This is a genomic window from Cupriavidus sp. 01L45 (assembly GCF_056399885.1).
On sequence record NZ_JBFTSG010000076.1, the window covers coordinates 15,967 to 37,998 of the forward strand.

21 protein-coding genes are annotated in these 22,032 nt (G+C 67.2%); 11 read left to right on the top strand and 10 right to left on the bottom strand.

Features of this window, described 5'->3' with window-relative positions; genetic code table 11:
• The first annotated feature begins 99 nt into the window (after positions 1-99).
• Positions 100-1,002, top strand: a complete 903-nt coding sequence (gene dapA, locus AC1DT6_RS36155) for a 4-hydroxy-tetrahydrodipicolinate synthase (protein WP_441633896.1) — start codon at positions 100-102, stop codon at positions 1,000-1,002.
• Positions 1,003-1,066: 64 nt separating this feature from the next.
• On the opposite strand, the gene AC1DT6_RS36160 is transcribed toward dapA, so the two are convergent.
• Positions 1,067-1,930 (bottom strand): IclR family transcriptional regulator, encoded by an 864-nt coding sequence (locus AC1DT6_RS36160; RefSeq protein WP_477115394.1) that lies wholly within the window; start codon positions 1,928-1,930, stop codon positions 1,067-1,069.
• Between the two features lie 109 nt (positions 1,931-2,039).
• On the opposite strand from AC1DT6_RS36160, the gene proC reads away from it, so the two are divergent.
• Positions 2,040-2,855 carry a pyrroline-5-carboxylate reductase gene (proC, locus tag AC1DT6_RS36165; protein WP_441633900.1) on the top strand — a complete coding sequence of 272 codons (816 nt, stop codon included), beginning with the start codon at positions 2,040-2,042 and terminating at the stop codon, positions 2,853-2,855.
• A 222-nt stretch (positions 2,856-3,077) separates the two neighbouring features.
• On the opposite strand, the gene mepK is transcribed toward proC, so the two are convergent.
• The 4 genes from mepK to AC1DT6_RS36185 form a co-directional block, all read right to left on the bottom strand.
• Positions 3,078-3,638, bottom strand: a complete 561-nt coding sequence (mepK, locus tag AC1DT6_RS36170) for a peptidoglycan L,D-endopeptidase MepK (protein WP_441633902.1) — start codon at positions 3,636-3,638, stop codon at positions 3,078-3,080.
• Between the two features lie 18 nt (positions 3,639-3,656).
• A complete protein-coding gene (locus tag AC1DT6_RS36175; RefSeq protein WP_477115395.1) occupies positions 3,657-5,273 on the bottom strand; it encodes a L,D-transpeptidase family protein in 1,617 nt (538 codons plus the stop codon).
• 174 nt (positions 5,274-5,447) lie between these two features.
• On the bottom strand, positions 5,448-5,903 hold the full coding sequence (locus AC1DT6_RS36180) for a universal stress protein (RefSeq protein WP_045237098.1): 456 nt from the start codon (positions 5,901-5,903) through the stop codon (positions 5,448-5,450).
• Positions 5,904-6,001: 98 nt separating this feature from the next.
• Complete coding sequence (locus AC1DT6_RS36185) at positions 6,002-7,009, bottom strand: zinc-dependent alcohol dehydrogenase family protein (RefSeq protein ID WP_441633906.1); 1,008 nt, start codon at positions 7,007-7,009, stop codon at positions 6,002-6,004.
• Positions 7,010-7,218: 209 nt separating this feature from the next.
• On the opposite strand from AC1DT6_RS36185, the gene AC1DT6_RS36190 reads away from it, so the two are divergent.
• The 3 genes from AC1DT6_RS36190 to AC1DT6_RS36200 are packed head-to-tail and all read left to right on the top strand — an operon-like array spanning position 7,219 to position 8,395.
• The gene (locus AC1DT6_RS36190) at positions 7,219-7,677 is read left to right on the top strand and encodes a universal stress protein (RefSeq protein WP_441633908.1); all 459 of its coding nucleotides are present in this window, start codon (positions 7,219-7,221) and stop codon (positions 7,675-7,677) included.
• Between the two features lie 39 nt (positions 7,678-7,716).
• Positions 7,717-7,854 carry a hypothetical protein gene (locus AC1DT6_RS36195; RefSeq protein ID WP_441633910.1) on the top strand — a complete coding sequence of 46 codons (138 nt, stop codon included), beginning with the start codon at positions 7,717-7,719 and terminating at the stop codon, positions 7,852-7,854.
• A gap of 10 nt (positions 7,855-7,864) precedes the next feature.
• On the top strand, positions 7,865-8,395 hold the full coding sequence (locus AC1DT6_RS36200) for a flavodoxin family protein (protein ID WP_441633912.1): 531 nt from the start codon (positions 7,865-7,867) through the stop codon (positions 8,393-8,395).
• 184 nt (positions 8,396-8,579) lie between these two features.
• Here AC1DT6_RS36200 and AC1DT6_RS36205 read toward each other — a convergent pair whose 3' ends face one another.
• Positions 8,580-10,097, bottom strand: coding sequence for a bifunctional aminoglycoside phosphotransferase/ATP-binding protein (locus tag AC1DT6_RS36205; RefSeq protein WP_441633914.1), 1,518 nt, complete (start codon positions 10,095-10,097; stop codon positions 8,580-8,582).
• A 495-nt stretch (positions 10,098-10,592) separates the two neighbouring features.
• On the opposite strand from AC1DT6_RS36205, the gene AC1DT6_RS36210 reads away from it, so the two are divergent.
• Positions 10,593-10,973 (top strand): TraR/DksA family transcriptional regulator, encoded by a 381-nt coding sequence (locus AC1DT6_RS36210; protein WP_441633916.1) that lies wholly within the window; start codon positions 10,593-10,595, stop codon positions 10,971-10,973.
• A gap of 245 nt (positions 10,974-11,218) precedes the next feature.
• Here AC1DT6_RS36210 and AC1DT6_RS36215 read toward each other — a convergent pair whose 3' ends face one another.
• The 4 genes from AC1DT6_RS36215 to AC1DT6_RS36230 all read right to left on the bottom strand — a co-directional run bounded on the left by AC1DT6_RS36215 (position 11,219) and on the right by AC1DT6_RS36230 (position 16,232).
• Positions 11,219-13,924 (bottom strand): bifunctional acetate--CoA ligase family protein/GNAT family N-acetyltransferase, encoded by a 2,706-nt coding sequence (locus AC1DT6_RS36215; protein WP_477115396.1) that lies wholly within the window; start codon positions 13,922-13,924, stop codon positions 11,219-11,221.
• Between the two features lie 340 nt (positions 13,925-14,264).
• Positions 14,265-14,549: a DUF1488 family protein gene (locus AC1DT6_RS36220; protein ID WP_441633920.1), complete on the bottom strand. Its 285-nt coding sequence runs from the start codon at positions 14,547-14,549 to the stop codon at positions 14,265-14,267.
• A gap of 346 nt (positions 14,550-14,895) precedes the next feature.
• Positions 14,896-15,690, bottom strand: coding sequence for a helix-turn-helix domain-containing protein (locus AC1DT6_RS36225; protein ID WP_441633922.1), 795 nt, complete (start codon positions 15,688-15,690; stop codon positions 14,896-14,898).
• Between the two features lie 110 nt (positions 15,691-15,800).
• Complete coding sequence (locus tag AC1DT6_RS36230) at positions 15,801-16,232, bottom strand: response regulator (protein ID WP_441633924.1); 432 nt, start codon at positions 16,230-16,232, stop codon at positions 15,801-15,803.
• Positions 16,233-16,505: 273 nt separating this feature from the next.
• Here AC1DT6_RS36230 and AC1DT6_RS36235 point away from each other — a divergent pair, with 273 nt between their 5' ends.
• From AC1DT6_RS36235 to AC1DT6_RS36255, 5 genes are all read left to right on the top strand, one after another.
• Positions 16,506-17,858 carry a PAS domain-containing sensor histidine kinase gene (locus AC1DT6_RS36235; RefSeq protein WP_477115397.1) on the top strand — a complete coding sequence of 451 codons (1,353 nt, stop codon included), beginning with the start codon at positions 16,506-16,508 and terminating at the stop codon, positions 17,856-17,858.
• On the top strand, positions 17,855-18,499 hold the full coding sequence (locus AC1DT6_RS36240) for a response regulator (protein ID WP_441633928.1): 645 nt from the start codon (positions 17,855-17,857) through the stop codon (positions 18,497-18,499). The genes AC1DT6_RS36235 and AC1DT6_RS36240 overlap by 4 nt, the downstream gene beginning before the upstream one ends.
• A 115-nt stretch (positions 18,500-18,614) precedes the next feature.
• Positions 18,615-19,037 (top strand): Hsp20/alpha crystallin family protein, encoded by a 423-nt coding sequence (locus AC1DT6_RS36245; RefSeq protein ID WP_441633930.1) that lies wholly within the window; start codon positions 18,615-18,617, stop codon positions 19,035-19,037.
• 56 nt (positions 19,038-19,093) lie between these two features.
• On the top strand, positions 19,094-19,930 hold the full coding sequence (locus AC1DT6_RS36250; protein WP_441633932.1) for a universal stress protein: 837 nt from the start codon (positions 19,094-19,096) through the stop codon (positions 19,928-19,930).
• A 12-nt stretch (positions 19,931-19,942) separates the two neighbouring features.
• Complete coding sequence (locus tag AC1DT6_RS36255) at positions 19,943-21,301, top strand: MBL fold metallo-hydrolase RNA specificity domain-containing protein (protein ID WP_477115398.1); 1,359 nt, start codon at positions 19,943-19,945, stop codon at positions 21,299-21,301.
• The last annotated feature ends 731 nt before the right edge of the window (positions 21,302-22,032 follow it).

Sequence of the window (22,032 nt, forward strand, 5' to 3'; positions counted from 1 at the left end):
CCCCTTCATTCCTGCTGCATAACCCGCGCAACCAGCTTAACCCGCATAACTRCATAACCGCATAACCAGCCGCCAGTGCGGCACCTCTCCGACAAGACGATGATTGACTCCAAGCAAGTGCAAGGCATTTTTGCCGCCATTCCCACGCCCGTCCAGCCCGACGGTTCGGTTCACGAGAGCGCAACCCGGGCCTTGCTCGACTACCTGATCCGCCAGGGCGCGGACGGTGTGGTGCCGCTTGGCGGCACGGGCGAGTTCGGCTCGCTGTCGCAGCGCGAGCGCGTGCGGATGGCGGAACTGACTGCCAGCCATGTTGCCGGCAGGATGCCGGTCGTTGCCGGCGTGCTGACGCCGGGCCTGCGCGACGGGCTCGATGCCACGCGCGAATTCGCCGCGGCCGGCGTGGATGCGGTGATGGTGGTGACGCCCTACTATACGAATCCCACCCAGCAAGGCATCCGCGATTACTTCATGCGGTTCGCCGACGAGTCGCCCCTGCCGGTCCTGCTCTACGAGATTCCGTACCGCACGCGGATTGCCATCGATCCCAAGGTCATCCATGAACTGTCGCGCCACGAGCGGATCATCGGCATGAAGGCGTGCAATCCGGATCTCTATCAGTTCCTCAAGATCGCGGCCGGCATCGACGAGGGCTTTTCCCTGATGAGCGGCGAAGACACGCTGTTCCCGCTGCATATCGGCGCCGGTGCGCGCGGCGGCGTGCTGAGCACGGCCACCATGCTGCCCAAGACCTGGCGCCTGCTCATGAAACTTGTGCGCGGCGGGAGCATGCAGGAAGCGCTGCTGATGCACCGTGAGCTGATGCCGCTGATCGACCTGGTGTTTTCGGAAACCAATCCTGGCCCGATGAAGTCCGTGCTGCAGGTGATCGGGGTCGATGCACCCGATCTGCTGGAGCCGCTGCTGCCGGCCGCAGCGCAAACCAGCGCACGCCTGCGCGAACAGTTCGAACGCCTGCTGCAAGCCTACGAGTACGCCTGAAGCCAGGCGCGGGTGGCGGGCCGGGCCGGTGGCCCTGGGCACGCCGCCGCGCGCGGGCGGCGTATCAGCGCCCGTACTCCGTGAACTTGGCTTTGGAGATCGAGGTCGCGGCCACTTGCACGTGCTTGGCAAGCTCGGACTCCACCTTTTCCGGCGTCCAGCGCGAGGTCGRCACCGAGATATTGATGGCGGCGACGGGACGGCCGCGGTGATCGAGGATGGGCGCCGCCACGGAGATATCGCCCATCACCGTCTCGTTGGCGATGATCGCGTAGCCTTTCTCCGCAGCATGCTGGATGCGCCGGCGCAGTTTCCCGAGATGCACCTCTGTGTACGGCGTAATGGCGACGCGTTCGCACGCGCCGAGGATGGCTTCGCATTCCGCCTCCGGGAGACGCGACAGGATCGCGGTGCCGGACGACGTGCAGAACGCGGGCAAGCGGCTGCCCACCGCAATATCCATGTTGACCAGATGCCGGCTCAGGATACGCGCGACGAACACGATCTCATGGCCGTCGAGTTCCTGCAGGTTGGTGGTCTCGCCCACGGTGCGGTTGATGTCCTGCAGGTAGGGCAGTGCCTTGTCGATCAGTTCGTTGGCGCGGACGTAGTTGAAGGAGAACTGCAGCAGCTTCGACGTGAGGCCATAGGTCTTTGTTTCCGCGATCCGGCGCAGGTAGCCGAGCGTTTCCAGCGTATAGACGATGCGTTGCGTCGCGCTGCGGTCGAGCTGCGCGGCCTTGGCGATATCGGCCAGCGTCATATGGCGGATCGGCCCGTCGAAGGCATGCAGAACGCGGAAGGTCTTGGCGGTGGAGCCGACAAACAGGGCCGAATCGGTGGGATCCGGTTGTCTGGTTTTTTCCACCGGCTGATCTTCATTGACTGTCGCCGCCGGCTTGCGGGCGCGGGTTGATTTTGGTTCCACTGTCGATCCTGTCGTATTTGGTGCTCACGCGCGCGGCAGGGCATGGCCCGTGGCGCGCGCAGTGGGGATTGTTGTTCGCTTGCATGATGCAAACGAGATGGGAGATGAAATGCTGAACAAGCTCAAAATAGTGTTCGTCGGTGGCGGCAATATGGCAAGCGCCATCATTGCCGGCGTGCTGGCGAATGGCGCCGCCGTGGAAAACCTGACCGTCATCGATCCCGTCGAGGGCATCCGCGAGCGCCTGGCCCGCGAGTATGGGCTCCGGGTACTGCCCGCCGCCGATCGCACGCTCACGGATGCGGACGTCGTGGTCCTTGCCGTCAAGCCACAAGTCATGCGCGTAGTCTGCGAATCCCTGCGCGAATGCCTCGGTGATGCGCTGGTGATCAGCGTGGCAGCCGGCATCCGGCTGCAGGCGCTGGCGGACTGGCTCGGCAACCGCCCGCGCCTGGTCCGCGCGATGCCGAACACACCGGCGCTCATCGGCCAGGGCATCACCGGCATGGCGGCGGCCAGGACCCTGTCGTCAGCCGACCGGAAGATGGCGGATACCATCGCAGGCGCTGTCGGCGAGGTCACGTGGGTGGAGCGCGAAGACCAGCTGGACGCCATCACCGCGCTGTCCGGCAGCGGCCCCGCCTATGTCTTCTACTTCATCGAAGCCATGGAGCAAGCCGCGGAAAAGCTCGGCCTGCCGGCCTGGCAGGGCACCCAGCTCGCGCAGCAGACGTTCCTGGGCGCCGCTGCGCTGGCGCGGGGCAGCAGCGAGGCAGCCGCCACGCTGCGCCAGCGGGTGACCTCGCCCGGCGGCACGACTGCCGCAGGCATCGGCGCCATGGAAAAGAACCATCTCCAGGCCCTGTTCGTCGAGGCCATCCAGGCCGCGGCGCACCGCAGCGCCGAACTCGGGAGCATCGCCTGACAGCCGGATCCGCATACCTGTCCTTCGCCAGCCAGGGCTAGCCGGTATGCAGCCCGGAAGCGTCAGCCGGCCAGTGCCCAGGTCATCATATTTCGATTGATGTAATTGTATATCAATTATTTGGCCTGAGAAGGGACGGAGCGGCGATCATGGCAATCGAGGCAATCGAGGAGAAAGCAGCGACATTGCGCCGTCGCCGGGCGACCGGAGGTGACCGACTGACTACCAGTCGCGCACGCGCCCGGTGTCCGCGTGCACGAACTGCTCTTGCGGATAGAAGCCCACGCCGCCGCCACGCAGCGACAGGGCGGCATCGCGCAGCTCGGCCAGCGGCACGCCGGGCAGGCGGATATCGATGGCCTTGCCGTCCATATGCAGGCTATGGCTGGCCACGCCGCCGCCGCGCGTCTTGCGCAGGCGCGCGTTGGTGGCCGGACTGCGATAGCCGGAGATGACCTGGAAGGGCGCCTCGCAGCACAGTGTTTGTTTCAGGCGGTAAAGCAGTGCGAACAGTTGCGGGTCGATGACGCCGACCTCGCCGGAGTAGTGATCGCGCAGGAACCGGTTGAGCGCGGCCAGCGACTCGGGCACGAACTGCTCGCCCACGGCGTAGACCACGGCGATGCGCTCGCCGGTGTGGGTGTGGTCGAAGGCGAGGCCGCGGGCGTCCGGCAGCGTTGCCAGGGCAGGCAAAGGCGCCAGCGGCAGCACGGCGCCGGCCAGGGCCAGCTTGCCGGTGCGGCTCAGGAACAGGCGGCGGGGTTCGCTCGGCGGTTTGGTCATCGGACGCTTTTCCCTGGACTAATACGGCGATTGTGGGCGCATTGGCGCCGAGGCAAAAGCCCGCCGGCTGGCGGACCGTTGCCGCAGCGCCTCGTCCAGCACCTTGTCGAGCCCGTAGATATCGGGGAAGAAATAAACGCGCCCGTCGGCCTTGACGATGGCAGTGCCGTACGCGAGCACCACCGGCAGCGGCTGTGGCAGCCGCAGCGTGCTGGACTGTCCCCGCTCCATGGCCTCGCGGATGCGCGCTTCGGTCCAGCCGGGTGTGTCCTGCAGCACAAAGCTGGCCAGCGCCACCGGCTCCTCGACACGGATGCAGCCATGGCTCAGGTCGCGCCGGCCGCGCGCGAACAGGCCGGGCGCGGGCGTGTGATGCAGGTAGATATTGTCGTTATTGGGGAAGATGAACTTGATGTCGCCAAGCGCATTCATCGGTCCCGGCCGCTGCCGGATGCGCAGTTGCCCGCGCTGGACGGCGTCCAGGCTGGCCGCCGATAGCGTGGTCACCGCCTTGCCGTCGCCACCGACGAACTCGCAGCCTTGCCGCTCGAAATAGCCGGGGTCGCGGCGCAGCCTGGGCACGGTCTCCGCGCGCGCAATGGAGGGCGGGACGTTCCAGTATGGGCTGAACTCGATAAACCGCATGTCCTCCTTGAAGAGCGGTGTCCGCGTGTCGAGCGCCTTGCCGACGATGACCTTCATCTCCGCCTTGACCTGGACATGGGCGTCGTGGACCTCGTAGGCACGCAACACGAACTCCGGCACGTTGACCACGATCATGCGCGGGCCTTCCAGCAAGGGCGTCCAGCGCAGGCGCTCCAGCGTCAGCTCGATCTGCCGTACGCGGCCGGCGACCGGCGCATTCAGCTGGGCGAACGTTCCCGCGCCGATCTCGCCGTCCGCGTCCAGCCCGTGGCGGGCCTGGAACGCCTTGACGCCATCCACCATCGCGCCTTCGTAGCGTTCCGGGGCTGGCGTGTCCACGGGCAGGTCGCCGAGGGCGATCAGGCGCTGCGTCAGCGCCGGCACGCCGGCGTAGGCCTGGCCGCTCACCAGCTTCCTGCCCGGCAGCGGTGGCAGTGGTGCCTGCCAGGCCGCATGGCCAGCCAGCGCGCGATAGCGGGCAAGCGCCCCGCGCAGGGTGCCATAGAGCGGGAACGCCGGCGCCGCCCGCTGGACTGCCTCGGGCAGATCGTGCCCGGCGACGGCTGCGCGCAGGTAGGCCGACGGATTGAACTGGCCGTCCGGCGCCGCGGCAAAATTCTCGTGGATCGTGCGCGGATCGACCCGGCCGCCGTGCAGGTCGGCGAGATAGTGTTCCATCGCCGCCGTCAGCCTGTCGTCAAGCAAGTCCACGGCTTCAGGCGCCAGCGGCGGGCCGTCYGCCGCCTGGCCAAGCGCGCGGCGCAGGTCCCCGGCGTCATAGTCGCGGGGTTCCAGCCCGTCGGCCGCGGCGGCGGCGAGGATATCGGCCGCCTGCCGTGCTTCGGCGGTGGGGCGGCCCTGCGAGAACCAGAGCGTGGTATCCGCGGCCAGCGTGCCCGCATGGCAGCTCAAGGCCCACGCGCCCAGCAAGCCGGCCACGATTCCGCGCACGGCCGCGCCGTTGCGGCGGAAAAAGGAAGTGCCACGCATCTGCCCGTGCATGGCCGGTCGGGGAAACGTCGGGCGCGGTCGGCCCCTTAACTGTGGAGCGCTTGTCACTGTGGCGTGCTTGTCAAAGGATCGGCTCCTGTATTCCAGCCATCCATCTTGTCCATACGGCGGACAGGTGCCGCCGGCATGGGGCCCGCGGTCCCCGTTGCGCATTCACTCCGGGATCTCGCTGCGGACCATCAGCACCGGCTTGTTGCTCTTGTGCACCACGCCTTCAGCCACGCTGCCCATGACCAGGCGCCGGAAGCCGCGTCGGCCGTGCGTGCCGACCACGATCAGGTCCGCATCCCAGCGGTCGGCTTCCTCCACGATGGTAGCGGAGACCTGCCCGGGGGAAACGGGCGTCTCGAGGACCTTGGTCGTATGCGGAACGCCGGCTTCCGCCAGGCGCGTGGCGGCGGCCGCCAGCGCGTCGCGCCCCACGGCAAGGATACCTTCCATCAGCTTGTCGGGATCGTAGCTGCCAACGGAGAAGAGGATATCGCTGTCGTCCGCGACGAAGAGCACCTTTACCTCGCTGCCGGTCGCCTTGGCGACCGTGATGGCCTGGCTCAGGGCCAGTTCCGAAGAACGGCTGCCGTCCACCGCGAGCAGAATTTTCTGGTACATGATCCGTGCCTCCGGGCTGGATGTCGCAAGGCGGGCGCGCATGGGCGCCGCGTCCACCAGCAGCATAAGGCGCGGCACAGTTGGCGTATTGACGTACGTCAAGCAGCCTGGGCGACGCGCAATACCGCCGCGCCGGCCAGGCGGCCCGCGCGCAGGTCGTCCAGCGCGGCACCCGCCTGCTCCAGCGGATAGACGGTGGTGGCGGTGCGCAGCGGTGTGGCCTGCGCGATCCCCATCAATGCGAGGCCATCTCCGCGCGTGAGGTTGGCCACCGACACGATCGACCGCTCCTCCCATAGCAGGCGATACGGAAAGCCAGGGATGTCGCTCATGTGGATGCCGCCGCAGACCACCGTGCCACCCTTGGCGACGGCTTGCAGCGCCATCGGCACCAGCGCGCCGACCGGCGCGAAAATCAGCGCGGCATCGAGCGGCCGTGGCGCGGGCTGGTCGCTGGGACCCGTCCAGCAGGCTCCGGTGTCGCGGGCGAGCTGGCAGGCGGCGGGGTCGCCGGGCCGCGTGAAGGCGAAGACTTCGCGCTGCTGCGCCACTGCGATCTGCGTCACCAGGTGGGCCGCCGCGCCGAAGCCGTAGATGCCGATACGCCGCGCGTCTCCGGCCATGCGCAGCGTGCGGTAGCCGATCAGGCCCGCGCACAGCAGGGGCGCCGCATGCACGTCGTCGTAGCGCTCCGGGATGGGAAAGCAATAGCGGCTGTTTGCCACGACGTACTCGGCATAGCCGCCGTCGCGCGTATAGCCGGTGAACTGGGGCGTGTCGCACAGGTTTTCGCGCTGCGCCGCGCAGAAGCCGCAGTGCCCGCAGGTCTGCCCGAGCCAGGGTACGCCGACCCGGTCGCCAGGGGCGAGGCCGCTCACGCCTTCGCCGCAGGATTCGATCCTGCCGACGATCTCGTGTCCGGGAATCAGCGCGTTTTTGGGGTGCGCGAGTTCGCCGTCGAGAATGTGCAGGTCGGTGCGGCACACGCCACAAGTGCTTACGGCGATACGGACCTCGCCAGGGCCCGGACGCGGTACCGGCACGCGTGCCAGGCGCAGAACCGGTCCGGCGCCGTCGAAGACCATCGCGCGCATTGAATCCTGCATATTGCCATCCTCCGCGGCCTCACCATGAGGCGCCCGGATTTCATGCTAGGCCATGCCGGCCGCCGGCGCCTGATCCACGTCAACGGGGCACGCAAGGCGGTGCCCCCGGAAAGCTGCGCAAGCCATGATCCAAATCAACATGGACTTCGCGCGGACGTCCAGACTGGAAATGTTGAAAGCGGGCTTGCCGCGGGTGCGGGAGGTAGAGGATGTACAGCAAGATCCTGGTTGCCGTGGACGGCAGCGAATCGGCCGACCGGGCGCTGGCGGAGGCTCTCCACTTGGCCGCCGCGATGGGCTCGGAAGTCACCGTGATGCATGTCATCGATAACAGCTACCTCAGGTACGAGGTTGGCTATGTCGACCTGACAGACCTGCGCGCCAGCCTGCTCGAAGGCGGGCAGTCCCTGCTGGACGAGGCCAAGGCCAAGGCCGCTGCGCAGCAGGTGGCATGCAAGACGCTGATCGTGGACGAGCCGCTGGCGCTGGGCGACGTCGCCAGCGCGATCGAGCAGGCGGCGCAACAAACGCATGCCGAGCTGATCGTGGTGGGCACGCACGGGCGACGCGGCGTGCGGCGCCTGCTGATGGGCAGCGTGGCGGAGGGGCTGGTGCGGCAATGCCGCCAGCCGGTACTGCTGGTGCATGCGCCCCCGGCCGCGGCGTAACGGGGCGTCAGCGGGCAAAAGCGTGGCAACTGGCTTGACGTGAATCAATGGTCCCCCTCCGGACGCTTCCCAGACTGGTTGCTGGCACACCAGCGGCGCGGGAATGTCATGCAGTACGCCAGCATCATGATCAACCTGTCGCTGGCCGGCACGCGGACTACCCGGATCCAGCGTTGAGGAGCCATTGATGGAAGACATCCTGATCGTCTATTACTCGCGCACCGGAACGGCCCGGCAGGCCGCGGAAGCACTGGCGGCGTATTCGGGCTGGCCGCTCGCGGAGGTCAGCGACCAGACCAGCCGCGCCGGCTTGCTGGGCGATGCGCGCTGCGTGTTCGATATCGTGCTGCACCGGCGCGTAGGCTACCGCTACGCCGGCCCGGCGCTGGACAAGTGCCGGCGGCTTGTCATCGTCGCGCCCGTCTGGGTCGGCCACCTTGCCGCTCCCATGCGCAGCTTCCTGCGCGACCACCTGCCGCTGACCTGCGAGACCTCGGTGATCTGCGTGATGGCGCGGCAAGGCGCCTTCACTGCGGCGGCGGAGGTTTCCCGCCTGGCCGCGGCGCCGTCGTCGCCGGTACTGGCGCTGCGCCAGAGCGAGGTGGCCAGCGGGGCGGCACTGCCGGACCTGCGCGCCTTCGCGGACCAGGTGGAAGCCGCGAACGGACGTGCCGGGAGCGCGCAGCGGCCTGCGTGGCTTTCGCCGAAAGAGGCCTGAGCCGCCGCGCCCGCGCGCTACCGCGTTGTTGCCTCAGCGCCCTTGCTTACTGCGCTTACCGCGCTTACTGCGTTATGGCGCTGACGGGAAAGCCCAGCATTCCGCGCCGGCAACGGCACCTGGTCCTCGTTCAGCGATATCGCTTCGGGCTCGGCTCGGCATCGATCGCGCGGCCTGACCCGCATCAGCCGGCTGATCCGGCGCCGGCAATGCGCACCACATGGCCCCATTCGTCGCTGCCCAATGGCTCTTGCGCGCGCCGTTGCCACTCCAGCACCTGAAGGTCCGCGTCGGACGGGTCGCCGCCCTGGCGCGCGCGCGTGGCGATGCGTTCGCGCAGGGTAGCCAGGTCGGCATTGCAATCGACGATGGAAAAAGGCACGCCCCGGCGCGCGGCCAGCGATGCGAAACGCAGCCGCTGCTCGCGCGCCAGGAAGGTCGCGTCGGCGATCATCGGAACGCCCGCGCCGCTGCCAAGCCGGCAGATTCCCAGCAGCCGCCGGTAGACGCGGGCGGTATCGCCAGGCGAGTAATGATCATGACGCAGCGTGGGGTTGCCACGCGGCAGACGCTTGCGCTCCACGTCGGAGCGTACGCGGACCATGGCCGCGGCCAGCGCCAGTTGCTCTGAAACGGTGCTTTTGCCGCTGCCGGAGAGGCCATGCATGATGATAATCGCGCCCGGCCGGCGCGTCAGGACGCCACAGGCCAGCGCAAGCAGATCGTTGCAGCGCACCTGCGTCGCCGCCGCTTGTTCGGCGGTGCTGGTTCCCCCCACGCTGCGCTGGCGCGCCCGCTCAAGCAGCACGCGCGCGCGCACCACGGCGCGCACCGCCGTGTAGAACGGCAGCACGGTCAGGCCGGCATAGTCGCCGCTGCATTCCAGGTAGGTATTGATCAGGCAATAGGCAAGGTCTTGCCGGCCAGCATGCAGCAGATCCATGAAGAGAAAGGCGGTATCGCTGATCGTGTCGATCCAGCGCAGCCCGGCATCGAACTCAAGGCAGTCAAAAGGCGTGGGCGCGCCATCGATCATGACGATATTGCCAAGGTGCAGGTCGCCGTGGCACTCCCGCACATGACCGCTTGCCAGCCGTTTGGCAAACGCGGGCTGCAGGGCCGCGGCCCGTTCGCGCAGGAGCGCCGCCACGCGTGCCGCCGCAGCCGTGCCGGAGGCGAGAGCGGCGACGCCGGCCAAGGCCTGTTCCATCACCGCCGTGATCCGCGCCGGCGTGCCGTGGCCGGTGCCGTCGCCGGCCACGGGCGCAGCCAAGTGGATCGCCGCAAGCCGGCGGGCCAGCGTTTCGATATGGAGACCGGTCAGCCGATTTGTCTCCGCCATGGCGGAAAGCAGGTCTCGCTGCCGGAAGCGGCGCATTTTCACCGCAAACTCCAGCGCCTCGCCAGTACCTTCCACGCGGACATCGCGCTGGCATGGCCCCGCCACGACCGGTACCACGCCGAGATAGAGCGCCGCCGCCATCCTGCGATTCAATTCCACTTCGGCCTCGCAATCCACTTTACGCGCGGCCAGCGTGGAGAAATCGACGAAGTCGAGGTGCACAGGCTTGCGCACCTTGTAAGCAAAGGAGCCGGCCAGGAAGACTTGCGAAATGTGCGTCTCGATGAGGCTGACTTTGTCTACCGGGTGCGGGTAGGCCGCGGGGCACATCAGGGCTTGCGTGAGTACCGCCGAATCCATGCTGGGATCTCCCTGGGTAGCTGTCTCCCTGTTTGCACTCTGGACAGGTCATGCTTCCATGCTATGCGGGCCACCGGAAGCTAGCTTGACGGGGATCAAGCCGGGCGGCGGCTACCCGCCTATATTGAAGCGGCACAGGGGTCTGGCGCGCAACGCTGCGGATGCTTCATGCCGGCAGCCGCTGCGCCGGCGACGGGAGAGCGGCAATGCGGATGAAACGTTCCGATGAGGGCTTGGGCAGCGGCGCCGCGCGTTTGCGCGGCCTCGCGGTTTGCCTTGCGGCCATCCTTTGCGCGGGCTGCGCGGCAGGATCCGAATGGTGGCGGCCGCCCAAGCCCAGGGCCGGCGCCATGGTCCCTGCCGCCCCCGGCGTTATCCGGGATGCCGCTGGGGGCGACAAGATCCGCATCACGACATTTGATCTGGCGCAAGCCGCTGGCCCGGCGTCATTGCATCATTGAGTGGACTCGCCTCGACGCGCACCGGGAGTGCACCATGTCCGAATTGACCAAAGAGCAACTCTCCAGCCTGGTTGCCTTGCTGGACGGCATCGAGCAAAGGATCCGCGGCCAGATGGATGCGGTGGCCGTGACCCGCACTGTGTCCGCGGGCGCCGAGCCGGGCGGCAACGCCGAACTTGCCGGGCAGACCGCTGGGGAGCGCATGGACGATGCGATGACCGAGCACTACCGCATGGAACTGGCCGACATTGCAGCGGCGCGGGCGCGCATCGGCAAGCTGCGCTACGGCGCGTGCCAGGACTGCGGCGAGCCCATTCCCTTTCCGCGCCTGCAAGCGTACCCCACCGCCAGGCGCTGCACGCCATGCCAGCGCAAGCAGGAGCACATGTTCGGGGCGCCGGGCGGCAGGCGATGAACCTCGCCGGTTTTTCCCGCGTCCGGACCCGCCAAGGGGTGTCCGCAAGGTGAGTCCGCAATACAGCCGCTGCAATGGCGGCGGCGAAATAGTGGCTTGCTCGCTCCGATTCTGGCAGGTAGATCACACCAATGGCGCGCTGTAGCAAGGGCGCGCGCACTTCGGCCGCGCTAGAAGGGTTCGGCGATCACGACGGCTTGCGCATTCTGCTCGCCAAAGGAGCCGGCCATGGCGGGGCGGACCGGTCATGGCGCATTGGCCGCGGATGGCTCCGTCAGCAAAAGGCGGAGTTCCACGCCGTCGCTGGCCGGCCGGTCGCCGCGCAGAACGTGGATGCCGCTGCTTTCGGCGAGCCGGAGCATCGCCGTATTGGTCGCCAGCGTGGTCCCGACCAGTTCCCGCGTGCCGTGTGCGCGGCAATAGGCCACCATCTTGCGCAGCAGCAGGCCGCCGATGCCCTGGCGCTTGCAGTCGGAGCGCACCGTCACGGCGAACTCGGCACGCAGGTTGTCGGGGTCGGCCACGGCCCTTACTTCGCCCAGGATGGCCTTCGGCCCGCTGCCTGCCGGACTGACGGCGACGAACGCCATCTCGCGTGCGTAGTCGATCTGGGTCATGCGTGCGAGCTGGGTGTGCGGCGGCTGCCGGATCATGCAAAAAAAACGCATGCGGATATCCTCCGGCGCCAGGGCGGCGAAAAATGCCTGGTAAGCGGGCTCGTCTTCGGGGTGCACCGGGCGCAGCAGCAATGGTGCGCCGTGCCATGTCACCGTTTCCTCAAGCGCTTTGGGATAGGGGCGGATGGCAAGGCGGGCGGCCCCAGGCTGCATGGCGGGGGCCACGCCGATTCGCGCGTCCAGCGCCAGCACGCCGGCGCCATCGGCCAGCAGCGGATTGATATCGAGCTCAACGATTTCCGGCAGGTCGCACAGCAGTTGCGACAGTTGCATCAGGACCTGGTACAGGGCGTCGTGCCGGATTGGCGGCTGGTCCCGGTAGCCGTCGAGCAGCTTCGCAATCCGCGTGCGGCTGACAAGATCTTTCGCCAGGCTGACGTTCAGCGGCGGCAGGGCGATGGCGCGGTCGGCGATGCGCTCCGCGGCGGTGCCGCCGTGGCCGAACAGCACCACCGGGCCGAACACCGGATCGGTGGTGGCGCCCACGATCAGTTCGAACGCGCCTGGCCGGCTGATCATACGCTGCACGGTGAAGCCATCGAGCCGGGCCCGGGGTTGTTCGCCGCGAATGCGGGCCTGCATGCGCTCCAGGGCCTGCCGCAGCTGGCCAGCCGACTGCAGGTTCAGCGCCACGCCGCCCACATCCGATTTATGCGTAATATCCCGCGACAGGATTTTCACGGCAACCGGAAAGCCGAGGGCTTCGGCGGCGGCGACGGCGGTGTCGATATCGCCGGCGGTCCGGGTCTCCACTACGGGGATGCCATAGGCTGCGAGGACGGTGCGGGCCTCGGGCTCTGTCAGCATCGGCCGGTCTGCGGCTAGCGCATCGCGGATGCACTGGCGCGCGCGTTCGGTGTCAGGCGCGGGGCCGGCCGGCACCGATGGCGGCGTCTCCATCAGGAGTTCCTGGTTATGGCGATAGGCCACGGCCTGCAGGAAGCCGCGCACCGCCTGCTCTGGCGTGTCGTAGGTGGGGAGCCCGGCGTGCCGGCAGATCTGGCGCGCGTGCGCCACCGAGTCGCCACCAAGCCAGCTCGCAAATACGGGGCGCGATGCTGTCAACGGCTTGCTTGTCAGGGCGATGGCGATATCGCTGCTGAGCACGATCGCCGTGGGCGCGTGGATGATCAGGATGGCATCGCCGCCAGGGTCCGCCGCAAGCAGCTGCAGGGTTTCCGCATAGCGTTCGACGGGAGCATCCCCGACGATGTCGACGGGATTGCCGTGCGACCAGGTCGGCGGCAGCACCTTGTCCAGCTGCTTGAGCGTGCCGTTCTCCAGCGTGGCCAGCCGACCGCCGCCGAGGATCAAGGCATCGGTAGCCATGACGCCCGCGCCGCCGCCGTTGGTCATGATCGCCAGGCGATCGCCGGCCAGCGGCCGCGCACGCGCAAGCGTCTCCACCGCATCGAACATTTCCTCGGTGGAATACACGCGCAGCATGCCGGCGCGGCGTATCGCCGCGTCATAGATATCGTCGGCGCCCGCCAGCGCGCCCGTGTGCGACGTAGYCGCTTTCGCGCCTTCGGGAACCCGCCCGGCCTTGATGATCAGCACGGGCTTGTTGCGCGCGGCCGCGCGCGCGGCGGACATGAACTTGCGGCCGGACCTGACCGCTTCCACGTAGAGCAGGATCGCCTGCGTGTCCGGTTCGCTGCCGAGGTAGTCGAGTACGTCCGCCAGGTCGACGTCGGCGCTGTCGCCCAGCGAGACGAAGTGCGAAAAACCGATCTGGCGCGATCGCGCCCAGTCGAGCACCGCCGTGGTCAGCGCGCCGGATTGCGAGACGAAGGCCAGCTTGCCGGGCAGGGCGGGCGCATGTGCAAAGCTGGCGTTCAACCCCAGCCCCGGCACCATCAGGCCCACGCAGTTGGGACCGAGGATGCGCAGCAGGTGCGGCCTGGCGGCGCCGAGCATCGCCTGTTGCAGCGTCTCCCCGCTGGATCCGGCCGCACGCGCCAGTCCAGCGGTCAGGACCACGGCGGCCAGGGTGCCGCGTCCGGCGAGTTCGGCGATCAGGCCCGGCACCGTATCGGGCGGCGTGCAGATCACGGCCAGATCGGGCACATCGGGCAGCGCGGCGAGGCGGTGGTAGCAGGGCTGGCCGTTCAGTTCCCGGTACTTCGGGTTCACCGCGTAAATCGGGCCGGCAAAGCCGCCGGCACAGAGGTTGGCCAACACGGTGGCGCCTACGCTGTGCGGGCGCCCGGACGCGCCGATCACGGCGACCGAGCGCGGACGGAACAGGTGTTCCAGGTTGCGGATGCTCATCGTGGTCGGGGCGGTTGGGGTGCATCCGTGCTTGCGCGGGCACGGGAGGGCGCCAGATCGGAATTCAGCCGTGCGCCTGGCCGGTGTTGACCGGAGTATCCGCCAGCCCCGGCGCCAGCACTTGATCCAGCGCAAGCCGCTTGTCCGGGGGCATCGTTCACGCTGGCACCCGCAATTTCCGGTCCCCCCTTATCCGCGGCGCGCTGAGCGCCACCATCCGCGCGCGCCCGGCCCGCACGATGTCCCAGGCCGCGCAGTGCTCTTCCGCCCCGTCGTCCAAGCGGCGGCTGGTCAGTTCACGCAATGCCATGATCCACCCGGGCGTGCCGGCGCGGGTGCGCTATACCGCAAAGCGAAAATGACCGCTGTGCAGCACAATATTGTGTGCCGCGGTCATTTCGAACAGTTGCCGGGCCACCCCTTCGATATCGTCGCGGTGTCCTTCGAAGGCCTGGATCAGGTCCTCCGGCCGGTGYGAGCGCGCACCGAAGTGGTCTTCCAGCGCCTCGGCCGTGATCGCGTAGCTGGCTGGCGTGCCGTTCACGCTGACAGGGCATTCCAGAGAGAGAGCGGCCGGGCAATAAGAGGGGCGGGCTTTGGGGAAAATGATCTGTTTGATGGTCATGGATGGCCCCCCGGGGCGAGAGCAAAGAAAACGACGGAAACGGCGAAAGCGGCGAGCCCGCCCGTGAGCCCGCCGCATCGACTCTCTGCAGTCTAGGCATTGCGGTTGCAGCCGCAAGCCGAACCACGCATATTCCTGACGGACGTCAAGCCGGCACAAGGCGGCACGCGTGGTGCGCGGCCTGCGCGAAAGCGTGCAGGCGATGCCGCTGCGTCTGCACGGGGAGGTGCCAGGCTCGGTGGCCGGGTTGCTGAAGATTCCTGGCATTGGGCCCAGGCGGGCGCGCACGCTGCCGCACGAGCTGGATATCGGGGGCCGCGCGCCTTGCCAGGTTTCCGGATCCGGCCTAGATCCGGTCCAGCGCGTCAAGATCCAGCAGTGTCACGCGCTTGCCTTTTACATCGATGAAGCCGTCGCGCTGGAAGCGCGACAAGGTGCGGCTGACGGTCTCGAGCTTCATGCCCAGGTAGCTGCCGATTTCTTCGCGCGTCATGCGCAGGGTGAGTTCGCTGCGGGAGTAGCCGCGCGCATGCTGGCGCGCCGAGATATTGAGCAGGAATGCCGCCACGCGCTGGTCGGCGCAAAGGCTGGCGAGCAGCAGCATGACACCTGATTCACGCACGATTTCGCTGCTTAGCATCCGGTGCACGTGCTGTTGCAGGGAGCGCATTTCCCGGCAGAGCGCTTCGAGCAGGTGGAAGGGGATCACGCATACGGCGCTGTCTTCCAGGGCAATGGCGTCGCAGGCGTGGTGCTCGGTGCAGATGCCATCGAGCCCAAGCGTCTCGCCAGTGAGGAAGAAGCCGCTCACCTGTTCGCAGCCGTTCTGGTGCGAGACCACCGTCTTGAACGATCCGGAGCGCAGGGCGTAGATGCTCTGGAACGCGTCGCCGGCGCGGTAAAGCGCCTCGCCGCGCCGGACCATGCGCCAGTTATGGATCATGGTATCGAGCCTGGAGCGATCCGCATCGTTCAGGTTGCCGCCCATGCAGATGGCGCGCATTGCGCAGCTTGAGCAGTTTGCCCTGTGGGCCACGCCGGCAGGTGGCGCACTATCCCCGTGCGGGGACGCGAGGACCTCGGCGTCGAGGAATCCTATGTGCGCGTCTGACGGTGCTTCCCGCTGCAGATACTCTGACATGGCAGTTTCCTTTGTCTTCTGGCCCCCGCCGGTTCGGCTGGCCACGGTTGTGGTGCGCTCTTGCTGTCGGCGCCGGCGCTGCGTCTTGCCGGCGTAAAGGACGGCGCGGGCTATGCCGTGGCGTCTTCCGGTTCTGTTGTTCTCGCGGCTCTTTTGTCCGCCGCGAGGCGGAGCAGCGCGCTACGCAGCGCGTCGAACTCCATGGTCTTGTCGAAAAAGAGCGATGCGCCCGCCTGCAGGTAGGCGCTGCGCATCGGCGGCACCGAGCAGTTGCTCAGGACTACCACCGTTGCATGGCGGCGCATCCGCTTCAGTTCCTCCAGCACTTTCAGCCAGGATCCTCCGTACCGGCCCAGGCTGAGAATGACGACGTCGGGCAGGAGGATCTGGGCTGCCAGCAGCGCCGCACGCGGATCCCGGGCCAAGGCGAGYAACTCCAGCTCCCTGATCGATCGCAGCATCCTGGTCTGCCGCGAGCCGATGAGGGTGGAGTCCTCAAGCAACAGCACGGTCAGGGGGGCAGGACGGGCGGGCAGGTTCATGTGTCCGAGTATGGTGAACGGCGGGGCAGCCGGAAAGAAGGGACGGCTGAGAGTGTCGTCCGGAAAGAGAAGGCCCTTGTCAGGGAAACCTGACAAGGGCCTTCAGCTATCTGGCCGATAGCGCCAGCCACTTCGGCCTCGCAGAATGGCGAGCGCATCCCGGTCAGCGTGTGCATTTCGCACAAATCGGCTACCTTTACAGCAGAGTCTGCGGCGATCCCCGCGGGGCTCGCTGACCCTCCGGGAGCCTCCGGGAGCATTTCGCGACCAGCCATGGCGACTAATCAGCCTCCACCACCGGACCCGCCTTCCCCTAAGACATCGCTGTACGCCACGCTTGGCGAGTTGGTGGCAGCCGGCGCGATGCTTTTGCTGTTCATGCTGCTGGTGCTCTGGTTCGTCTCCGCGCTCGCTCCCGAGGCAAGCGGCCTTGCCGYGCCCATGCTTGGTGCCTGGGGCCTGGCGGTGGCTGTCATGCTGGCCTTGCTGCTGGTACGCCTGCGGCGGCTGCGGCGCGCCGCGCAAGAGAACCTGGCGCGTACCCAGGGAAGCGAAGCCCGGCTGGCAGGGATCATCCGTTCGTCGATGGAGGCCATCATCACGGTGGACGAAGGGCAGCACATCGTGCTGTTCAACCCCACGGCGGAGCGTCTTTTCGGTTGCAAAGCCGCAGCGGCGATCGGCAAGCCGCTTGGGGATTTCATGCCGGCGCGTTTCCGTGTATCGCATGAGGCGCACGTGCGCCGCTTCGGCGTGACGGGGGTCACGGAACGGCAGATGGGCCAGCAGCGTGTGCTGCATGCGTTGCGCCAGGACGGAACGGAGTTCCCGATCGAAGCATCGATCTCCCAGACCCAGGACGGTGGCGGCAAGCTGTTTACCGTCATCCTGCGGGACACCACGGAGCGGGTGAGGGCGGAGGCGGCCTTGCGGCGCTCGCGGGAAGAGCTTCAGCAGTTGTCCGACCGGGTCCAGGCGTCGCGGGAAGACGAGCGGCGCCGCATTGCCCGCGAACTGCACGACGACCTCGGCCAGCGGCTGAGCGCGCTGAAGATGGACCTGGCGATCCTTGCAAGTGATCTCAAGGACGCGGGAACGCCTCCTGACCTGCTGGACCAGGCCGCCGCCATGCACCTTGTGATTGACGAGACCGTGGCTTCGGTGCGGCGCATCGCGGCCGACCTGCGCCCGGCATTGCTGGACGAGCTTGGCCTGATCCCGGCGATCGAATGGCTGGCGAAGGAGTTCTCCGCGCGCTATGGCATCACCGTCATCACCCACGCCGCGGAGGAGGAAGACGTTGGCGAGCGCGCGGCCACCGCGGTATTCCGTATCGTGCAGGAGGCGCTCAGCAATGTCGTGCAGCATGCCCACGCCGACCGGGTCGATATCGAACTGGTTCGCCAGGACGACCACTACGAACTGACAGTGCGGGACAATGGCCGCGGCAATGCCGCCACGCCGCCAGCCGGCGGCGAGCGCGTATCGCTGGGGCTGGTCGGGATCCGGGAGCGCGCACGGCTGCTTCGCGGCACAGTGGCGACCAGGCAGGCACCAGGCGGTGGTTTCTGCCTGACCGTACGCTTCCCGCTTGGCCTGACCTCGAGCGTGGAGGCAAGCACATGATTCCCGTGATGATCGCCGACGACCACGCCGTGGTACGCGACGGCCTGCGCCATATCCTGAGCCGCGCAGGCGGCTTCGAGGTGGTGGCCGAGGCGGTGGATGGCAACGCCGTGCTCCAGATGGCGCGCGACTGCAAGCCCCGCGTCATCCTGCTCGACCTCTCCATGCCCGGCCGCAGCGGGCTGGAACTGATCAGGCAGTTGCGCGTGGAGCAGCCCGAGTTGCGTATCCTGGTACTAACCATGCATGCCGAGGAGCAATACGTGGTGCGCGCGTTCCGGGCGGGGGCGGCGGGCTATCTGACCAAGGAAAGCGCGGCCACGGAACTGGTCAGCGCCATCGGCAAGGTCGCGGCCGGTGGCATCTACGTGAGCCCCGCGATGGCCGAGAAACTGGCCAACAGCCTGCAGGACGAGCACCGCGAGGATCCCCACCTGCGCCTGTCGGACCGCGAAATGGAGGTCTACCGCCGCCTTGTACTGGGCGAGCCGCTTACGGAGATCGCCGCCGGGCTCTGCGTCAGCGCCAAGACGGTGAGCACCTACAAGATGCGACTGATGGAGAAGCTGAAGTTGCCCAGCGAGGCGGCGCTGGTGCGCTACGCGATCCACCATCGCCTGTTCGACGAAGGGGATATCTAGCGCCTGGCACCCAGGACGCCGCGCTTGATCTGGAACAAGGTGCGATATGGGCGCTGTGCCACCATGAAGTAAGGGCCCGATCCCGATTTGGGCTCTTCACTGCAAGGAGGCGACAATGAGCAACGTGCGAATTTACGACCCGCTATCGATCGAACCGGTGGGTGACATGCTGCAAGGCATGTTGCGCGCTTTTCGCGGCAGCAATGAAGGCGGGTTCTCGTTCAAGGTCGATGTGACCGAGTCCGACAAGGACTACAAACTGGTCGCGGAAATTCCCGGCGCAAGGAAGGAAGATATTGAAGTATCCGTCGATCGCGGCACGGTGATGATCTCGGCCAAGGTGGAAAAGTCTTCCGAACAGAAGGACGGCGAGCGCGTGATCCGGCGCGAGCGCTACAGCGGGTCGATGCAACGCGCCTTTACGCTCGACAGCACGGTGGACGAGAGCAAGGTCGATGCCAGCTACGAGAACGGCGTGCTCCGGGTGGTACTGCCCAAAAAGGAGGCCTCGCCGCAGCAGCGCGTGACCATCCGCTGATATCGCCGTCTTCCGGGTCCGCCCGCGGGCGCGCTCGCCAATACACGGAGTACATCATGGACTACCGGACCGTGCTGGTCGCGCTCGGAGCGGATCCCGCCTGCGCGTCTCGCATCAGGATGGCCGCCGACCTGGCAGCCGCCTTTGGCGCGCATATCACCGGCGTCAGCGCCACCGGCCTGCGCATGGATCCGATCCGTGACGCCGGCGAAGACGCCGCGCGGCATCTGGCGGCCTCCCGTGGCCGGCTGCTGTCCCAAGCGGTGTTGCAGGGAGAGTTGCTGAGCGAAACCATGAAAGCGTACGCGCCGGGCGTGCCGTACTCGCATCGCGCGGTGGAAGAGGAAACCGGCTGGGTCGTGGCGCAGGAAGCCCGCGTCGCCGACCTGGTGGTGATGGCCCGGCCGGTGGCAACGCAGGATGTGTCCTTGCTAGGCGCCGGGGCGGCCGAGTACGTGCTGCTCAACGCGGGCCGCCCGGTCTTGCTGGCGCCGGCGGAGTTCAGGCGGCTGCATGGCGGGCACGTGGTCATCGCGTGGGATGGGCAGCGCGAGGCGGCCCGCGCCGTGGCCGATGCCATGCCCTTGCTGCTGCGCGCCAGCCACGTCACCGTCGTCGGCGTGTGGGACGATCGCGGCGAGCCGCAGGCAGACTCGGAGCCGGTGGCCGGCTTGCGGCATTACCTGCAGCGACACGGCATTGTTGCCGGCGTGCGCAACGTGCAGAAGGCGGGGCCGGTAGGCGCCAACCTCCTCGACGCGGCCAGCGCGTTGGGAGCCGACATGCTGGTGGCCGGAGGCTACGGGCACTCGCGCTTGCGCGAGCTGGTCATGGGTGGCACCACGCGCACCCTGATGTATCAGGCGCCGGTGCCACTGCTGTTGTCGCATTGACAGGGCGCCGCCATGCAACTGCAATTTCTCGGCGCCACAGACACGGTCACGGGCTCCAAGTATGTGCTCGACACAGGCCACAGCCGCGTCATGGTGGACTGCGGACTGTTCCAGGGCTACAAGGCACTGCGCCTGCGCAACTGGGACCGCTTGCCGGTCGATCCGGCCACGCTCGATGCGGTAGTGCTCACGCACTCGCATATCGACCATAGCGGGTACCTGCCGCTGCTGGTGCGCAACGGCTTTCGAGGGCGGGTGTTCTGCACCATGGGCACTGCCCAGCTGTGCAACATCCTGCTGCCCGACAGCGCGCATCTGGCGGTGGAGGATGCGCACTACGCCAACCGCAAGGGGTTTTCGCGCCACCAGCCCGCGCTGCCGCTCTACGACGGCGCGGATGCCGTGCGCGCCTTGCGCCGGCTCGACCCGTTCCACTACGATACGCGGGTGAGGGTGACGGCCGACGTGGAGGCGGAGTTCCATCGCGCAGGGCACATCATCGGCTCGGCGATTGTCACTTTGCATGTGGACGGCAAGCGGATCGTATTCTCGGGTGACCTGGGGCGGCAGCAGGACATCGTGATGCGCGCCCCGGAGATCGTTCGCGAGGCGGATCACCTGCTGGTGGAGTCCACCTATGGCGACCGCGCCCATCCCGCGGACGATCCGTTCGACGCGCTGGGCGAAATCGTCAGCCGCACCATTGGCCGCGGCGGCAGCGTGGTGATCCCCGCATTTGCCGTCGGGCGCACCCAGGCGCTGSTGTACTGCCTCTACAAGCTACGCCAGCAGAACCGCATTCCGCACGTGCCGGTCTACCTCAACAGCCCAATGGCCATCGACGCCACCACGGTCTTTGCGTTGCACCCGGACGAACTGCGGATCGACCGCGCCGCCTGCGCGGCAGCCTGCAATATGGCCATCCTGATCCAGAGCATGCAGCAGTCCGTCTGGCTGAACCGCGACCATACGCCCAAGATCATCCTGGCCGGCGGGGGCATGGCTACCGGAGGGCGGGTGGTGCATCACCTGGAGACGTATGGGCAGGATGCGCGCAATACGATATTGCTGTCGGGGTTCCAGGCTGCCGGTACGCGCGGTGCCGCGCTGGCGTCGGGGATGCGGGAGTTGCGGATCCACGGGAAGCAGGTTGTGATCCAGGCTTCGGTGGCGCAGATTACTTCGCTCTCGGCGCATGCTGATGCCAACGAACTRATGACATGGCTGGGCGGCTTCGGCAGCGCGCCGCGGCGGACTTTCGTGGTGCACGGGGAGCCGGCGGCTAGTGATGCCTTGCGGCAGCGGATTGAGCGGGAGTTGCGTTGGGCGGTTACGATGCCGGAGTATCTTCGGTCGTATTTGTTGGATTAGGGGAGGGGAGGGGGTGGGGTTTAACTGCAACTGCAACTGCTTAACGTCAAAGTCAAAAGCTTAAAGTCAAAGGCAGTTTCACCACCCCTGCGGGGCGGCGACCTACTTTTTTGTCTTGCCAAAAAAGTAGGCAAAAAAGGCGCGCCGGATGGGGCGACCCCCCCTCGTCGGCAGACAAAAAGAGCGGCCGGGGGCCAAACTCACATCGCCTTAAGGCGATGCTCAAACATGGCCCCCTCTTTTCCGCTCTTTTTGCCTGCCGACGAGGCGCCCCATACGGCCTGGTACACCTGCACGGCTCGCTTCGCATCGCGGGACGGTGTTTGCCGCCCCTCGGGCGGTAAACACGGCTACACCGAATCGCTGATCTGGCGATATCGCACATCGCCGAAATCTCTTGGCTCTTCGGACGCCAAACTCCCAGTTTCCATGCGCCGGCTGCCACTTGCTATCCGCTGGGTTGCTCCCACGCTTGCGGGCGGGGGGCAGTTCGCAGGAGCTAGCCCGTCAAACCAACGATTGGTAGCCGTGTGGAGCGCCCCCAAGGGCGGGCCACACCGTCCCGCGATGCGAAGCGAGCCGTGCAGGTGTACCAGGCCGTATGGGGCGCCTCGGGATCCGGCGAAAAGAGCGGAAAAGAGGGACCCATGTTTGAGTATCGCCTTAAGGCGATGCGAGTTTGGGTCCCGGCCGCTCTTTTCGCCGGATCCCGAGGGGGTGTCGCCCCATCC